This window comes from Streptomyces sp. NPDC102274, from assembly GCF_044766385.1.
Taxonomy (GTDB): Bacteria; Actinomycetota; Actinomycetes; order Streptomycetales; family Streptomycetaceae; genus Streptomyces.
The window spans coordinates 104,235-120,795 of the sequence record NZ_JBIWLW010000005.1; the positions used below are offsets into that span (position 1 = coordinate 104,235).

The following is a 16,561-nucleotide window of genomic DNA, read 5'->3' on the forward strand; positions in this document are numbered from 1 at the left end:
GAGGGGGAGCGGGGGCCGGTAGAGTGGCCGAGTCGTCATCATGCCCGTATGGAGGGAAGCCGGTGCGAAACCGGCGCTGACCCGCAGCCGTGAGCCGCCTTCCCGGTGGCGAGCCGGAATGCTCCGTACGCGGTCGTGACCGGCTCGTGCCATCGGAAGCCACCGGTGGCCGGCATCGTCGAGGAATACGCTGCCGGGAGGGGCCGCTGGTGTGCCCGCGCCCGGCTCCCGCAGGAGAGGCCCCGCCCGCCATGACCACCGTCCGCCGCTGCGCAGCGGCGCTCGCCGCATCCGCCGTGCTCTGTGTGGCGCTCGCTCCGGCCGCCGTCGCGGGCGGCGATGTGCCGGCCGCCCCCGGCTCGTCCCCGTCCGCCGATCCGGCGCCCGCCGCCTCTCCGCCCGCCCCCTCGCCGGCCGAGTCCGCTCCGGCCGAGCCGGCGCCGGTCGAGATCCCGCCGGGCCTGTACGGCGAGAAGGACCCGACGTACGACGGGGTCTGGCGGCAGTCGCTGGCGATGCTGGGCCAGTTCGCGGCGCGCGTCCGGCCCGCGAACCAGGCGGTGGCCTGGCTGAAGGGGCAGCAGTGCGCCAACGGCGCGTTCCCCGCGTACCGTCCCAAGCCCGCCGGCCCCTGCGACGCGAAGACGGCGGTCGACTCCAACGCCACCGCGGCGGCCATCCAGGCGCTCTCCACGCTCGGCGGGCAGCGGCCGGCCATGAACAAGGGGATCGCCTGGCTGCGATCCGTACAGAACAAGGACGGCGGCTGGAGCTACACCCCCGGTACCCCGAGCGACACCAACTCCACCTCGCTGGTGATCGGTGCGCTGACCGCCGCCGGGGTACGGCCCACGGCGGTACGGTCCTCCGAGGGGAAGCACGCCTACGACGCGCTGGTGGGTCTCTCGATCCCGTGTGCCACCGCGTCGGGCGCGGACGCCGGTGCCTTCGCCTACCAGCCGGACCCGTCGGGGAAACTGTCCGCCAACGACGACGCCACCGCGGCGGCCGTGCTCGCCGGGGTCGGCAAGCGGCTGGTGAGCGGTCCCGTCAAGGCGGGCCCCGCGCCGGCCTGTGTCCCCGCGGCGGACCTCGCGCCGGAGCGCGCCGCCCGTAACGGCGCCGCCTATCTGGCGTCCGTACTCGCGGCCACCGGCCATCTCGACCAGCCGCCGATGCCCGGCGCCGACGACAGCGCGCCGCTGCCCGACATCGGGAACACGGCGGAAGCGGTACTGGCCCTGACGGCCACCGGCTACGGGGACCAGGCCAACCGGGCGCTGGAGTGGCTGAAGCAGAACAGCGGGGCGTGGGCGGAGGAGAACGGCCCCGCCGCCTACGCGCAGTTGATCCTCGCCGCCCATGCCACGGAGACGGATCCGCGCAACTTCGGCGGTATCGACCTCGTGCAGCGGCTGAACGCGACCGGGCCCGCGCCGAAGGCCGTCGCCGTACCGGCCTCGCCCGCCGCGGCGGCGAGCACGAGCGTCGACAACGGCGGGCGCGCCGTCCTGTGGCTCATCGTGATGGGGCTGGTCGTGGCCTGCTACATCGGCTTCCGGATCAGCATCCGCACAAAGTCCGTCCGGCCGTGATCCGCGCCCGCGCTTCCGCCCCGCCGTACCCCCTTATACGGACCTTTGTCTGTCTGGTGGTTCTCGCGCTGGGCGCTGTCGTCGCCGGGGCGGGGACGTCCCGGGCGGCCGGTTACCGCTACTGGTCGTTCTGGGAGAGCGACGGCGCGAAGTGGACGTACGCGACCCAGGGCCCGGCCACGGCGCGGCCCGCCGACGGCGCGGTCAACGGCTTCCGCTTCGCGGTGAGCGCGGACAGCGGGGACGCGGACCGGCCGCGCGAGGCACCGGACTTCGCCGCGGTGTGCGGTGCCACCCCCGCGCGGGACGGCCACAAGCGGATCGCCGTCGTCATCGACTCCGGTACGGGCGCCGACGCCCCGGCCGGGGAGAAACCGCCCGCGCTCCGGGCGGAGTGCGCCCGGGTGGGCGAGGACGCGACCAGCGCGGAGGCGCTCGCGGCGGTGGCGAAGCCGCTGCGGTACAGCAGCGAGGCGCTGCTCTGCGCCATCTCCGGTTATCCGGCCTCGGGGTGCGGCGAGCAGGTGGCGGCGGACGGCGGGACGGAGCCGGCGCCGACTCCGCCGTCCACGCGGACACAGACGCCGCCACCGGCGTACCCCTCGGAGCTGACAGCCGGTGGCATGACCGGCAGCGGCAACCCGACCCTGGTCGCCTCCCGCACCACGCATGACGGTGACGGTCCGTCCTTCGGCCTCTTCGCCGGGATCGCCGCGGTGGTCGTCCTCGCCGCCGCCGCTTTCTGGCGGGCCCGCCGCGCACGCGGATGAACCGCGTCGTACACCGCTCCTCGAAGCGTCCCAGCGCCCTGCGCGCGCCCGGGGCGAACCGCTCCAACGCCCTGCACGCCGGGGCCTGGTGGCTCTGGGCGCTCGGGCTGGCCGTCGCCGCGTCCCGTACGACCAACCCGCTGCTGCTCGGGCTGCTGGTCGGGGTCGCGGGCTATGTGGTGGCGGCCCGCCGTACCGACGCGCCCTGGGCCCGTTCGTACGGCGCGTTCATCAAGCTGGGGCTGGCCGTGATCGTCATCAGGCTGCTGTTCTCGGTCTTCCTCGGCTCTCCGGTCCCCGGCGAGCGCGTCCTGGTCACCCTGCCCGAAGTACCGCTCCCCGACTGGGCGGCGGGGGTACGGATCGGTGGCCGGGTGACGGCCGAGCAGCTGGTCTTCGCGCTCTACGACGGCGCGAAGCTGGCCACGCTGCTGATCTGCGTGGGCGCGGCGAACGCGCTCGCGAGCCCGGCCCGGCTGCTCAAGTCGCTGCCGGGCGCGCTGTACGAGGCCGGGGTCGCCGTCGTCGTCGCCATGACCTTCGCGCCGAACATGGTCGCCGATGTCGGGCGGCTGCGTACCGCCCGCAGGCTGCGCGGCCGGCCCACCGGCGGGGTCCGTGCGGTGCTCCAGATCGGACTGCCGGTCCTGGAGGGCGCGTTGGAGCGTTCGGTGGCGGTCGCCGCCTCGATGGACGCCCGTGGCTACGGACGTACGGCCGAGGTCCCGCGCACCGTACGGCACACCACCACCGCGCTCATGCTCGGCGGGCTGCTGGGCGTCTGCGCCGGTTCGTACGCGCTGCTCGCCGCCGAGGGCGCGGGCTACGGGCTGCCGCTGCTGGGCGCCGGGCTGGCCGCCGCGCTGGCCGGGCTGTGGCTCGGCGGCCGACGCTCGGTCCGTACCCGCTACCGTCCCGACCGCTGGGGCGTCCGCTCCTGGCTGGTGGCGGGGTCGGGCGCGGCCGTCGCGGCGCTGATGATCCGGGCGGGGGCCACCGATCCCGCGGCGCTGCACCCCGGTGTCGTCCCACTGGTGGCGCCGGTGCTGCCGCTCTGGCCGGCGGCGGGGGCGCTGCTCGGACTGCTGCCCGCGTTCGTCGCGCCCGTACCGCCGGGCCCCCGAGGCTCCCCAGGACCCACCGCGGTTCCCGCACAGAGAAAGACGGCGTCGTGATCAGGTTCGAGCAGGTGTCGGTGACGTACGGCGATGCCCCGGCGCCCGCGATCGACGGGGTCGATCTCACCGTGCCCGAGGGCGAACTCGTCCTGCTCGTCGGCCCCTCCGGGGTCGGCAAGTCGACTTTGCTGGGGACGGTGTCCGGACTTGTCCCGCACTTCACCGGCGGTCTGCTGCGCGGCCTGGTGACCGTCGGCGGCCGGGACACCCGTACCCACAAGCCGCGCGAACTCGCCGATCTGGTCGGCACGGTGGGCCAGGACCCGCTGGCGCACTTCGTCACCGACACCGTCGAGGACGAGCTGGCGTACGGCATGGAGTCGCTGGGCCTGGCGCCCGATGTGATGCGGCGCCGCGTCGAGGAGACGCTCGACCTGCTGGGCCTGGCCGAGCTGCGCGACCGGCCGATCGCCACGCTCTCGGGCGGGCAGCGGCAGCGGGTCGCGATCGGTTCCGTACTGACCCCGCACCCCAGGGTGCTGGTGCTGGACGAACCGACCTCGGCGCTCGACCCGGCGGCGGCGGAGGAGGTCCTCGCCGTGCTGCAACGGCTGGTGCACGACCTCGGTACGACGGTCCTGCTCGCCGAACACCGGCTGGAGCGGGTGGTGCAGTACGCGGACCAGGTCATCCTGCTGCCGGGCCCCGGACAGGCCCCGGTCGTCGGGGCCCCGGAGCGGATCATGGCCATGTCGCCGGTGTATCCGCCGGTGGTGGCGCTGGGCCGGCTGGCGGGCTGGCAGCCGCTGCCCCTGTCCGTACGGGACGCGCGGCGCGGGGCGGCGGATCTGCGGGAGCGGCTGGCGGGTCGGGAACCGGACCGGGAACCGGAGCCGGTGGAGGGTACGGGGAGAGTCGCTCCCCCGGCGGCGACGGTCGCACGTACCCCGCTCGGCAGAATCCTGCGCCGCCGCGCGACGACGGCGCGGGACGGATCCCCCGACCGCACCGGGCCGCTCGCCGTCGTCACCGGTCTCACGGTACGGCGCGGCCGGACCGAGGCGCTGCGCGAGGTCTCGCTGACCGTCGCGCCCGGCGAGACCATCGCGCTGATGGGCCGTAACGGCGCGGGCAAGTCCACGCTCCTGTCCGCCCTGGTCGGGATGGTCGCGCCGGCCGCCGGATCCGTCCTCGTCGGCGACCGCGCCCCGCACCGTACCCAGCCGGGCGAGCTGATCCGGCACGTCGGTCTCGTACCGCAGGAACCGCGCGATCTGCTGTACGCCGACACGGTCGCGGCCGAGTGCGCGGCGGCGGACAGCGACGCGGGCGCGGCGCCCGGGAGGTGCCGTGCGCTCGTCCATGAGCTGCTGCCCGAGGTGGCGGACGCGACGCATCCGCGCGATCTGTCCGAGGGGCAGCGGCTGGCGCTGGCCCTCGCGGTCGTCCTGACCGGACGGCCACCGCTGCTGCTCCTGGACGAGCCGACGCGCGGCCTGGACTACGCGGCGAAAGCCCGTCTCGTCGGGTTGCTGCGCGTGCTGGCGGCCGAGGGGCACGCGATCGTCCTGGCGACCCACGATGTCGAGCTGGCCGCGGAGCTGGCGCACCGGGTGGTGATCCTGGCCGACGGCGAGATCGTGGCGGACGGCCCGACGTCCCGGGTGGTGGTCTCGTCGCCGGCCTTCGCGCCGCAGGTGGCGAAGGTCATGGCACCGCAGGAGTGGCTGACGGTGAGTCAGGTCCGTACGGCACTGGCGGCGACGGCCACCGGGGCAACGAAGACCACGGGGGCTACGGGAGCCACCGGAGCCACGGCGCGGGAACAGGAGGGGACGGAATGACGCCGCCCGTCCCCCGGGCGCGCGCCGTACGGGCGCGCGCCGTACGGCTCGGCCCTCGCGCGGTCTGTGCCCTCGCCCTCATCAGCGCGATCGGGGTGGTCGCCTTCGGCTGGCCACTGCTCGCCGACCGCGCGTCCGGTCTCGCGCACTCCCAGGACGCGCCGTGGCTCTTCGCCGCGCTGCTCCCGCTCCTCGTCGGCGTCGTCGTCGCGACGATCGCCGATTCCGGGCTGGACGCGAAGGCGGTGGCGATGCTGGGGGTGCTGGCCGCCGTCGGGGCAGCGCTGCGGCCACTGGGGGCCGGTACGGCGGGACTTGAGCCGATGTTCTTCCTGATGGTGCTGAGCGGCCGGGTCCTCGGGCCGGGCTTCGGTTTCGTCCTCGGCTCGGTCACGATGTTCGCGTCCGCGCTGCTCACCGGCGGGGTCGGGCCGTGGATGCCGTTCCAGATGCTGGCGATGGGCTGGTTCACGATGGGCGCCGGGCTGCTGCCGGGCCCCGACCGGCTGCGGGGCCGCGCCGAGTCGCTGATGCTGGCGCTGTACGGGGCGTTCGCGGCGTTCGCGTACGGCACGGTCATGAACCTTCAGGGGTGGACGTATCTCGGCGGGCTCTCGTCCGGCGTCTCCTTCCATCCGGGCGATGCAGTCCACGACAATCTGGCGCGCTTCCTGGCGTACTGCGCGGCGACGTCGTTCGGCTGGGACCTGGGCCGGGCGGCGCTGACGGTCGTCCTGACCCTGACGATCGGCGCGACGGTGCTCAAGGCGCTGCGGAGGGCGACACGCCGGGCCGCGTTCGAGGCGGAGGCGCGGTTCGAGGACCCGGAGGCCGACTCGCGCTGAGTCCGGGCCACCCCGAGTCCGGGCCACCCCGCTCCACTGCAGCGCGCCATAGGGTGCTCCGCGATGCGGGTTCGATCGGCATTCGGCGTGTGGAGGCGCGGGGACATGGCAGAGACGCTGAAGCTGGATCTGTGGCGGCACAAGCTCGGCGTGGTCCCGGAGGCCGTGTGGGAGCGGGCCGAGTTGCGGGTGCTGATTCTCGCGGACAACGAGCTGACCGAGATCTCGCCCGAGATCGGGCGGCTGCGGCAGCTGCGCACCCTGGACCTGGGACACCACGAACTCGCCGCCCTGCCGGACCGGATCGGTGAGCTGCCCACGCTCACCGGCTGTCTCTACCTGCACGACAACCGGCTGACGGAGCTGTCGCCTTCACTCCTCGGGCGACTGACCGGACTGAGTTACCTCAACGTCGGCGAGAACCGCCTCACCGAACTCCCTGACACCATCGGTGACATGGCCTCGCTGATGGAGCTGCGCGCCCAGCACAACAAGCTGACGGCGCTGCCCCGCACCATCGGACGGCTTCGTGCGCTGCGCGAGTTGTGGCTGCGCGGGAACGTACTGGAGCGGCTGCCGGATTCCGTCGCCAGGCTCACCGAGCTGCGTCACCTGGACCTTCGGGAGAACGCGCTCACCGAGCTGCCGGAGTCACTGGCCGCGCTCCCTCTGCTCCGGCAGCTCGATCTGCGGGGCAACCGTCTCCGCGGATTGCCGGACTGGCTCGCCCCGCGCTTCTCCTCGCGACCCTCTCCGCTGCCCTCGCTGGAGAAGCTGGATCTGCGCTGGAACGACTTCGAGCCCGAGTCCCGCGTGCTCGACGCGCTGGAAGATCGCGGGTGCGTCGTCCTGAGCTAAGTCCCCCCCACCCCGCACCCCCCGCTACCTGGACCCGCCCTACCCCGACTCCCGCGCCTCTCCAAGCCGGCGCACCCGGTTCCTTCCGCCCCTCGGACAGACCGAAATGGCGGCTACCGACCTGAGCCCGCTTAGAGGCCGCGCAATGAGGTGGGGCGGCCTCTTACTGCGGCGCTATGGCGTCGGCGCCTGTTTCTACGTCAACGAAGTGGTCGAACTCGCCTGCTTTGACGCCAAGGATGAAGGCGCGGAGCTTTTCGGGGGTCGTGGTGACGACGGTGTCCGGCTCGTCGCTCTCCTGGATCTTGATGGTGCCGTCGTCTGCTGCGGCGACGTTGACGCAGTTGCCGGCGTTTGCGCTGTAGGAAGACTTCTGCCAGTCGTAGGTGGACATGCTCTCTACCTCATCACATGCTCTGCGCGATGTTATGAATCAGGTCCCGGGACTTTTTCGGCGTGAGCGCGGTTCCCTCCAGCCGGTCCAGCACCGCCCGGTACCTGGCCAGTTGAGGCTGAGCGCCCACGTAGTACGAGACCAAATCAGTATCGAGCTGCGCAGTGTCGAGCTGAGGCACCGCGTCCCCGAGGTAGATGATGCCCGATCCGGCGCTTGGATAGCTCCCGGTGCCGAACGGGGTGACGCGGACAGTAATGTGCTCGCGCTCGCTCATGTCCAACAGGTGCTCCAGTTGGGCCCGCGCCACCTTCGGGCCGCCGAAACCCATGCGCAGAGCGGCCTCATGGATGACCGTCGACAAGGGCGTCGGCTGCTTCCCGTAGATCACCGCCTGCCGCTTGATCCGGAACGAGAGCATGTGCTCGATCTCCGGCGGATCGAAGGACGGCACGGCGTCCTTGAAGAGGGCGCGGGCGTGGTCCGTGGTCTGTAGAAGTCCGGGCAGATGAATCGCACAGGCGACACGCATGGCCACCGCGTGATGCTCCAATTCCGCAAGGTCCAGGAACTCCGCGGGGAGGATCTCGCGGTACTCGTCCCACCACCCACGCGTCCGTCCGCCGGTCATGCTCGTGAGCGCGTCGATGAGCGGTTGGTCCACGCAGCCGTACAGCCGCGCCAGCGTCCGCACGCGGTCCGCGCTCACCGGATAGCCACCGGATTCGACGTTGCTGATCCGCGACTGCGTCGTGCCGTGCAGCCGTCCCGCCTCCGTGGCGGACAGCTCCGCGAGTTCACGCAAGCGCCGAAGCTCGGCACCCAGGCGCCGTTGCCGGATCGTTGGCGGGAGCTTGCTCGGGGGCATCGTTGCCGTCCTCTTCTGGTTCGCACGCATGGATGCGCGAGTACCTGTACGAGCGACAAGGGGCAGTATCACCCTTATGGAAGGTGGACTAGATACTACCTTGCTCGCTACGGTGTGAGTCAGGCCACTCCAACTGGCCACGTCGCAAAGCGTCTCGACCTCGCCATGCCCAACGGCAGCAGCCGGATGGGCGTAACTCTTCTGCCGACAGGGGATTTCGATGACCGTATCGCCGCAGGACCCTGCCCTGAAGCCGTTCGATTTCGATCAGGAGGTGTACGAGCGGGAGGTGTACGAACTCGTACGCGACACCGCGCCCCAGAGGAGTACCGCGTCGGTACGGAGGACGCGGACGCGGTCGTCGTCGCGTGGGGCTTGGCGTACGAGAGTGGGGAAGCCGAGGTCGTCCGTATCGGTGGCGGCAGCCGGTGGCGGCTCGCGTCGGCGGAACGTGTCATGCGGTACTTCGGGCGGGCAGACGATTGCTCCCCTCGGCTGGTGTGGCTCACACCGCCCGATACTGACAACTGCGCCCATCCACAAGCTGCCTGACACGACCGATCGGCGTTCCTGACTGGCGTGGCGGCCTGCGGGCCGATCGGCTGCGCGAGGGCAAGAGCCGCCGCGAGGACATCGAACGCGCCGGCAGCCACAACGTCCCCCGCCCCGGAATCACAAGTGCTGCTTGTGGGTGCCTGGGGGAGGAGTCCTCTGGGGAGGCCCGGCACCGGCTCGCAACGGCGCCGAGTCGACATTATGCGCAATTGAGGGCGGGATCATGCCCCTGACGTCACGCTCGATGCCCCGGCTCAAGCTCAGGCTGCCGCTCCACCTCCCCCTCCGGGAACGGATCGGCCTTCACGAGCGCCGGCGCCCGGGGCAGCAGCTTCCGCGGGCCCGCCAGCAGATACGTCAGCCCGAAAGCGGCCCCCACCACCGCCGCGCCGCCCACCGCGTCGAGCACCCAGTGGTTGGCGGTGGCGACGATCGCGCACACCGTGAAGAGCGGGTGGAGCACCCCGAGCAGTTTCATCCACGGCTTGGGTGCGAGGACGACGATCACCACGCCGCACCACAGCGACCAGCCGAAGTGCAGCGACGGCATCGCCGCGTACTGGTTGGTGAGCGCGGTCAGCGCGCCGTAGTCCGGGTTGGTCAGATCCTGGGGGCCGTGCGCGGTGTCGATGAAGCCGAGGCCGGGCATCAGCCGCGGCGGCGCCAGCGGGTAGAGCCAGAAGCCGATGAGCGCGAGCACCGTGGCGAAGCCGAGCGAGGAGCGCGCCCAGCGGTAGTCCGCCGGGCGGCGTACGTAGAGAACGCCGAGGATCGCCAGCGGCACCAGGAAGTGGAACGACGAGTAGTAGAAGTTGAAGAAGCTCTCGGCCCACTTCACGTCCACGACCGAGTGGTTGACCCAGTGCTCGATGTCGATCCCGAGCGCCCGCTCGATCGAGTGGATCTGCCGGCCGTGTTCCTCGGCGGCCTCGCGACCGCCCGTCGCGGCGAGCCGGATCTGCGTGTAGACGGAGAAACCGACCCGGATGGCGAGCACTTCGAGCAGCAGGTTCGGCCGGCTGAACAGCCGCTTCCAGAACGGCGCCAGCGGTATCCGGCCCCAGCGCGCGGGCGCGGGCCGCGCGTACTCGGTCGGGACCGGCTCCTCGAAGTACGGCGCGGTGCGCGTCAGGAACGGCACCGCACAGGCCGCCGCCAGCGCCGCGACCAGTGGGGCGTTCTCCCGCAGGGGCACGAGCACCCCCACGTTCGGCAGCAGCATCGTCCCCGGCAGCGTCATCACCAGCACCACGACCGCCGGCCACACCAGCCGGTCCCTGGCCCGTACGCCGACCCGGCCGACCAGTGCCAGCAGCACCCACAGCAGCTGGTGCTGCCAGGCCGTCGGCGAGACGGCGATCGCGACACAGCCGGTCAGCGCGACGGCGAGCAGCAGCTGCCCGTCCCGCGCGTAACGGACCGCGCGCCGCAGCCCCAGGAGGACGACGACCGCGGCCAGCGCCACGAACAGCGCCACTTCCAGGGGCCCTTCCAGGCCGATCCTGAGCAGTGCGCCGTGCAGGGACTGGTTGGCGAGGCTGTCGGGGCGCTCACCGAGGCCCGCGCCCGCCACATGGTGCACCCAGTACACCCAGGAGTCGCCCGGCATCGCGAACCACGCCACCGCCGTACCGGCCGCGAAGACCCCGGTCGTCGTCACGGCGGCACTCCTGCGGCCGGTCAGCCAGAGCAGCGGTACGAAGAGCAGTACGGCGGGCTGGAGCGCCGCGCCGATGCCTATCAGCACACCGGAGACGCGTTCGCCCCGGGCGACGAAGCAGCCGAGCAGCACCAACAGGACGGGAATGATGCTGGTCTGGCCGAGCGAGAAGCTGTTGCGTACGGGCAGCGACAGCATCAGCAGACTGATCGCGACCGGCGCGGCCAGCAGTCGGGTACGGCGCGACACCCGGCCGGGGAGAGCACGGGCCGCGACGAGACCGAGGGCGACGACCAGCAGGAGCGTCCCGAAGGTCCACGCGATCCCGAGGCTCTGCTCGGCCGAGCGCGCCAGCGGTTTGAGTACGAGGCCGGCGAACGGTGTCCCGGTGAACCTCCCGGTGTCGTACAGCGAGCCCGTCACATGCAGCACACCGTTCTCACCGATCCAGGTCTCCAGATCGGTCAGCCGTTCACCGGGCGGATGCCGGAGCACCGCCGCCGCCTGTCTGACCGCCAGTACGGCGGCGACCAGCCAGAGAACCGCGCGGGCCGTACCGAAACCGGTCCCCGCCGTACCTGCCGCCGCACCGCCGTGCACGCTGTGCTCCGCATTCACCACGCCGCGCCGACCCTCCGTCCGATAACGCCGTCCCTGAGGCATAGAGCCTCGCACTGCCCCATCCGGAAGACTCAGGCAACCCCCTCTTCGCCTGACTGTCATCCATGTTTTGTCCTGGGGCCCATGATTTCCGGACTTGCGAGGACAACGGGACGGGCCGACGACGGACAATGAGTCCGTATCCCCTGTCCCTTTTTCCGCTGTCGCATATCCGCGCATTTCCATCTCCCCCGTCGCCTCTGTCACCCCCATCCCCCCGTCACCTCCGTCACCTCCTCCCGAACCGACGAAAGGCCCTCATGTCCCAGGAGCAGTGGAACGCGGTCGACCGCTACTTCGCCGATCAGCTCGCACCCGCCGACGAAGCGCTCTCGGCCGCCCTCGCCGCGAGCGACACGGCCGGCCTGCCCGCCATCAATGTCGCCCCGAACCAGGGCAAGTTGCTGCATCTGCTGGCCCGTATCCAGGGCGCGCGCACGGTCCTCGAAATCGGCACGCTCGGCGGCTACAGCACCATCTGGCTGGCCCGCGCGCTGCCGGAGAACGGAAAGCTGATCTCGCTGGAGTACGAACCCGCCCACGCCGAGGTGGCCCGCGCCAATCTGGCGCACGCGGGCCTCGACAAGATCGCCGAGGTCAGGACGGGGCCCGCGCTGGAGACGCTGCCCGTTCTCGCGGCCGAGGACGCGGGCCCCTTCGATCTCGTCTTCATCGACGCCGACAAGCGGAACAATCCGCACTATGTGGAGTGGGCGCTGAAGCTCACGCGTCCCGGCAGCGTGATCATCGTCGACAACGTCGTACGGAACGGGGCGGTCACCGACGCGGACAGCACCGACGCCTCAGTGCAGGGCACGCGGCGCGCGATCGAGCTGATGGCGGAGCATCCTCGGCTGTCGGCGACCGCGGTGCAGACGGTGGGCTCCAAGGGATACGACGGCTTCGCGCTCGCCCGCGTACTCGACTGACCCGGCCGGGCAACCGGACCGACGGACTACGGATTGCGGACTGCGGACCGCGGACCGCGGACTGCGGACTGCGGACTGCGGACTGCGGACCGCGGACCGCGGACTGCGGACCGCGGAACACACGGACGGAGGCGCGGCGGGTAACGGGCGGTCAGGCGGCGTGGTCCCTGGGCGGCCCCGGGACGCGTGGCCGTTCGCCGTCCGAGCCGCACATCTCGCTGGTCAGCTCCCGCACCAGCAGCACCAGATCCGTCGGCCGGTCGGGCCCCCACCAGTCCCCCAGCAACTTCGCCAGGGAATCCTCGCGCGTCTTCGCCAGAACCTCCGCCATCTCCGCGCCCCGGTCGGTGAGCGTCAGCCCCAGCCCCTCGCGCCGCGCCAGCCGGAGCACCTCCAGCTGCCGGGACGCGTCGGTGATGGTCCTGAGCGGTACGGGCGTGACGTCCGCGAGCAGGGCGGGTTCGACCGAGCCATGGCGTCTGATGCGCAGCAGCAGCCAACTGGCCGCCGGGAGCAGGTCGTACCCCGCCTTCTCGGTGATCGTCTCGTAGATCCGCCGGTGGCCCTCGCGGGCGCCGAGGACCGACAGGGCGCGGGCGCACTCGTCGCGCGAGGAGCGCTCCACCGGGTTGTACGCCAGGGTCTCGCTTATCTCCGGAGCGGTCACCGAGCCGCGCAGCTTGTCCTCCTTGAGGAACCACGCGACGAGGAAACCGAGGAGCACGACCGGCACCGCGTACAGGAAGACGTCGGTGACGGAGGTCGCGAACGCGTGCAGTACGGGGGGCCGCAGCGCGACCGGCAGCCGGCCGACGGCGTGCGGGTCGGCCGAGATGTCGGCCGGCGCCACGCCCGGCGGCAGCGTCTTGCCGGCCAGCGCCGTGTTGATCTTGCCGTTGAGCAGATTGCTGAAGATCGTGCCGAAGATGGCGACGCCGAAGGAGGCGCCGATGGAGCGGAAGAAGGTGGCGCCCGAGGTGGCGACGCCCAGATCCTGATAGCTCACGGAGTTCTGGACGGCCAGGACGAGGATCTGCATGACCAGACCCAGCCCGGCGCCGAAGACGAGGAGATAGGCACTCATCACCCAGGTACCGGTGAACTCGGTGAGCTGGTGGAGCAGCAGAAGTCCGATGGCGGCGATGCCGGTGCCGAGGATGGGGAAGACCTTCCAGCGGCCGGTGCGACTGACGATCTGCCCGGAGAGGGTGGAGGTGATCAGCAGCCCGAGCACCATGGGCAGCAGATGCACCCCGGACAGGGTGGGACTCACGCCCTGCGCCACCTGGAGGAACGTCGGCAGGTAGGTCATCGCGCCGAACATCGCGAAGCCCACGATGAAGCTGATGAGCGCGACCAGTGTGAAGGTCCTGAGCCTGAAGAGCCCCAGCGGCAGTACGGGTTCGGCCGCGCGCCGCTCGACCCGTACGAAGACGGCGAGGAGCAGCAGCCCGAGGACCGCGAGTCCGATGATCTCGGGCGAGCCCCAGGCCCAGGTGGTGCCGCCGAGAGAGGCGACGATCACAAGGAAGATGGCGACGGCCGCGATCAGGAGGGTGCCGAGATAGTCGATGGTGTGGGTGGTCCGGCGCACCGGGATGTGCAGGACGGCCGCGATGACGAGCAGGGCGACGACACCGATGGGCAGATTGATGTAGAAGACCCAGCGCCAGCTGAGGGACTCGGTGAAGAAGCCGCCGAGCAGCGGGCCGAGCACGCTGGTCGTGCCGAAGACCGCCCCGAACAGGCCCTGGTACTTGCCGCGTTCGCGCGGCGGGACGATATCGCCGACGATCGCCAACGAGAGCACGATCAACCCGCCGCCGCCCAGCCCCTGGAGTGCGCGGAAGCCGATGAGCTGGGGCATGTTCTGGGCGATGCCGCAGAGCGCGGACCCGATGAGGAAGATGACGATCGCGATCTGGAAGAGCTTCTTGCGGCCGCACTGGTCACCGAGTTTGCCCCAGAGGGGCGTGGCGGCGGTCGAGGCCAGCAGATAGGCGGTGACCACCCAGGACAGATGCTCCAGGCCGCCGAGGTCGCTGACGATGGTCGGCAGCGCGGTGGAGACGATGGTCTGGTCGAGCGAGGCGAGCAGCAGGCCGAGCAGCAGGGCGCCGATGGCGACGAGGACCCCGCGCGGGTTCTGTCCCTCGCCGGGAGCCTGACTCAGGGCAGGGGTGCTCATTTCCTGGGCCATGGGGGTATCTCCTTCTGAACCATGGGGCCGCTCCTCGGGTTCGCCGAATCTTCATCTCGGCTGCTTTGAACCGTTCTATCCCGTTTTGCCGTACGAGGCATCCGCCCCTCATGTGTCCCACGCGCACCGAGGACCCGCCGGAACGCTCGGGCGTCGCACTCCGTTCGGATACGGGCTGCATAATCGGCGGCAGTTCAAGGGGAGGGGACCCACGTTGACCGGACAGCTCTGTCCCGAATGCGGTACGCCGCGGACCGCGGAAGACAGGCCCGGCTGCGACTGCGGGGAACGCGGCGGGCGATCCGAGAAGAGCGCGGCGCAGGACGCGGCGCAGGACGCGGTGCAGGACGCGGTGCAGGACACCGTGAAGGGCGCGAAGGAGAAGGAGACGGCAGCGGGGAACGCGGCGGAGCAGGCCGCCGGGAACGCCGCGGAGCGGGCGGCCGAGATCGCGGCGGCCGAGGATTTCGATCCGCTGCGGATACGGCCGTACGTGACGCTCGACGCGGGTTCCGAGGCGCCGCGGTCGTTCCGTACGGCGGGCCCGCTGCCGCCGCTCGCGCCGACGGGGGGCTCCGCCGCGCCGCCGCCCCCGGTCGGAGCCAGCGAGGATCGCCCGGTGCCGCCGCCCGTCCGGCGCAAGCGGTACCGGGCGGCGGCGATCGGCGCCGCGGCGGTGGCGGTGATCGGTACCGTGGCGTTCGCCGGGAAGGTCCTCTCGCAGGACGCCGGGGAGGACCAGGCGCGGCCCGGCACGGCCCACACCTGGCTGCCGTCGATGAGCCCGCAGGACACCTCGCCGTCGGCGGTGACGCCCACACCGACCCCGCCCCCGCCGACGACACCGCCTACGGCACCGTCGGCCGCCGCGCCCCCGCCGCCTGCCCCGGCCACGACCCCGAGTGCGTCACGGTCGTCCGGCGCGAAGACGCCGTCGCCCTCCGCCACGAAGACCATGAACGAGCCGTCGCGGGAGTCCGGCCGGACATCGGCGGGCTCCTCGCTCGGGCCGGGCGACTCCGGGCCCGAGGTCGTGGAGCTTCAGCGGCGCCTGGCGCAGATCCGGCTCTTCCACGGCAGCCCCGACGGCCGGTACGACGACCGCGTTGCGGGTGCCGTCGGGCTCTATCAGTCGTACAAACAGATTGCCGATGACCCTCAGGGCGTCTACGGACCGGACACCCGGCGGGCTCTGGAAGCCGACACCCGGGGCACCGGCGGCCGCCACTGACCTGCTTTGTATAATGACGAAACAAATGGTTCCGCCCGTTCACCCTGACCGACGGGCGGAATCACTTGTCCCGCTCGCCCCGCTCTCCCCGCTCACCCCCATCTCGTTCCGATCTCGTTTGCCTCGCCAGCCCCGCTCGCCTCCGCTTGCCCCGCTTGCCTCCGCTTGCCCCGCTTGCCTCCGCTTCCGCGCTCTGGAGTCCGCCGATGACGGCCACCGCTTCCACCACGACGACGTCCGTCCTGACCGCCCGCGCCCTCCTGCTCGACATGGACGGCACTCTCGTCAACTCCGACGCCTCCGTGGAGCGCTGCTGGCGCCTCTGGGCGAGTGAGCACGGCCTGGACCCCGAGGAGGTCCTCAAGGTCGTCCACGGCCGCCAGGGGTACGCCACGATGGCCGTCCTGCTCCCGGACCGCCCCATGGAGCAGAACTACGCCGACAACCGCGTCATGCTCGCCCAGGAGACCGCCGACACGGAGGGCGTCGTCCCGATCCCCGGCGCCCCGGCGTTCATGTCCGCCATCGCCGAACTCCCGCACGCCCTGGTCACCTCGGCGGACGTCGCCCTGTCCGACGCCCGTATGACGGCGGCGGCCCTCCCCATGCCCAAGATCCGCGTCACGGCCGAGAACGTCAGCGCCAGCAAGCCCCATCCCGAGGGCTTCCTTCTCGGCGCGGCGACCCTCGGTTTCGCGCCGGAGGACTGCGTGGTCTTCGAGGACTCCGAGGCAGGCATCGAGGCCGCACGGGCGGCGGGCATGCGTGTGGTGGGCGTGGGCCCGCGCGCTAAGGCGATGTCCCCGGACGCTCACGTCGAGGACCTCACCCGACTGCGGGTGGAAGCGTTGCCGACGGGCGAGATCGCGCTGCGCTTCGGCTGATCCACCGGTCCGGGTCCCACTGGGGTCCGGATCCGGGTTCCACTGGGGTCCCGATCCGGGTTCCACTGGGGTCCCGATCCGGGTTCCACTGGGGTCCCGATCCGGGTTCCACTGGGGTCCCGATCCGGGTTCCACTGGGGTCCCGATCCG

At 71.6% G+C, this 16,561-nt stretch carries 14 protein-coding genes and 1 riboswitch; of the genes, 9 read left to right on the top strand and 5 right to left on the bottom strand.

The genetic code is table 11. The annotated features are described in order from the left end of the window. Positions 1–54: 54 nt before the first annotated feature. A riboswitch (cobalamin riboswitch) is annotated at positions 55–122 on the top strand. A gap of 129 nt (positions 123–251) precedes the next feature. The 6 genes from ACIRQP_RS09020 (at position 252) to ACIRQP_RS09045 (ending at position 7,030) form a co-directional block, all read left to right on the top strand. Further along, the gene (locus ACIRQP_RS09020; RefSeq protein WP_403885676.1) at positions 252–1,595 is read left to right on the top strand and encodes a prenyltransferase/squalene oxidase repeat-containing protein; all 1,344 of its coding nucleotides are present in this window, start codon (positions 252–254) and stop codon (positions 1,593–1,595) included. Positions 1,596–1,648: 53 nt separating this feature from the next. Then, a complete protein-coding gene (locus tag ACIRQP_RS09025; RefSeq protein WP_403886349.1) occupies positions 1,649–2,365 on the top strand; it encodes an SCO2322 family protein in 717 nt (238 codons plus the stop codon). After that, entirely contained in the window at positions 2,362–3,540 is a 1,179-nt protein-coding gene (locus tag ACIRQP_RS09030; protein WP_403885679.1) for an energy-coupling factor transporter transmembrane component T, read from the top strand. Before ACIRQP_RS09025 ends, ACIRQP_RS09030 begins: the two co-directional genes overlap by 4 nt. Beyond that, positions 3,537–5,327 (top strand): ABC transporter ATP-binding protein, encoded by a 1,791-nt coding sequence (locus ACIRQP_RS09035; protein WP_403885682.1) that lies wholly within the window; start codon positions 3,537–3,539, stop codon positions 5,325–5,327. The genes ACIRQP_RS09030 and ACIRQP_RS09035 overlap by 4 nt, the downstream gene beginning before the upstream one ends. Continuing rightward, positions 5,324–6,172, top strand: coding sequence for an ECF transporter S component (locus ACIRQP_RS09040; RefSeq protein WP_403885685.1), 849 nt, complete (start codon positions 5,324–5,326; stop codon positions 6,170–6,172). The genes ACIRQP_RS09035 and ACIRQP_RS09040 overlap by 4 nt, the downstream gene beginning before the upstream one ends. 105 nt (positions 6,173–6,277) lie before the next feature. After that, positions 6,278–7,030: a leucine-rich repeat domain-containing protein gene (locus ACIRQP_RS09045; RefSeq protein ID WP_403885688.1), complete on the top strand. Its 753-nt coding sequence runs from the start codon at positions 6,278–6,280 to the stop codon at positions 7,028–7,030. Positions 7,031–7,193: 163 nt separating this feature from the next. Here the strand turns inward: ACIRQP_RS09045 and ACIRQP_RS09050 are convergent, their stop codons facing one another. From ACIRQP_RS09050 to ACIRQP_RS09065, 4 genes are all read right to left on the bottom strand, one after another. Continuing rightward, positions 7,194–7,424 (bottom strand): DUF397 domain-containing protein, encoded by a 231-nt coding sequence (locus tag ACIRQP_RS09050; RefSeq protein ID WP_403885691.1) that lies wholly within the window; start codon positions 7,422–7,424, stop codon positions 7,194–7,196. Between the two features lie 13 nt (positions 7,425–7,437). Continuing rightward, on the bottom strand, positions 7,438–8,322 hold the full coding sequence (locus ACIRQP_RS09055; RefSeq protein ID WP_403885693.1) for a helix-turn-helix domain-containing protein: 885 nt from the start codon (positions 8,320–8,322) through the stop codon (positions 7,438–7,440). Positions 8,323–8,559: 237 nt separating this feature from the next. Continuing rightward, positions 8,560–8,829: a hypothetical protein gene (locus ACIRQP_RS09060; RefSeq protein WP_403885696.1), complete on the bottom strand. Its 270-nt coding sequence runs from the start codon at positions 8,827–8,829 to the stop codon at positions 8,560–8,562. Positions 8,830–9,082: 253 nt separating this feature from the next. Next, on the bottom strand, positions 9,083–11,170 hold the full coding sequence (locus ACIRQP_RS09065) for a bifunctional glycosyltransferase 87/phosphatase PAP2 family protein (protein WP_403885699.1): 2,088 nt from the start codon (positions 11,168–11,170) through the stop codon (positions 9,083–9,085). A gap of 257 nt (positions 11,171–11,427) precedes the next feature. On the opposite strand from ACIRQP_RS09065, the gene ACIRQP_RS09070 reads away from it, so the two are divergent. Continuing rightward, on the top strand, positions 11,428–12,096 hold the full coding sequence (locus tag ACIRQP_RS09070; RefSeq protein ID WP_403885701.1) for an O-methyltransferase: 669 nt from the start codon (positions 11,428–11,430) through the stop codon (positions 12,094–12,096). A 151-nt stretch (positions 12,097–12,247) separates the two neighbouring features. Here the strand turns inward: ACIRQP_RS09070 and ACIRQP_RS09075 are convergent, their stop codons facing one another. Then, positions 12,248–14,296, bottom strand: a complete 2,049-nt coding sequence (locus tag ACIRQP_RS09075) for an MDR family MFS transporter (protein WP_403885704.1) — start codon at positions 14,294–14,296, stop codon at positions 12,248–12,250. Positions 14,297–14,510: 214 nt separating this feature from the next. Here ACIRQP_RS09075 and ACIRQP_RS09080 point away from each other — a divergent pair, with 214 nt between their 5' ends. Both ACIRQP_RS09080 and ACIRQP_RS09085 read left to right on the top strand, forming a co-directional pair. Beyond that, complete coding sequence (locus ACIRQP_RS09080; RefSeq protein WP_403885707.1) at positions 14,511–15,527, top strand: peptidoglycan-binding protein; 1,017 nt, start codon at positions 14,511–14,513, stop codon at positions 15,525–15,527. Positions 15,528–15,733: 206 nt separating this feature from the next. Beyond that, positions 15,734–16,411 carry an HAD-IA family hydrolase gene (locus ACIRQP_RS09085; RefSeq protein WP_403885710.1) on the top strand — a complete coding sequence of 226 codons (678 nt, stop codon included), beginning with the start codon at positions 15,734–15,736 and terminating at the stop codon, positions 16,409–16,411. Positions 16,412–16,561: the final 150 nt, after the last annotated feature.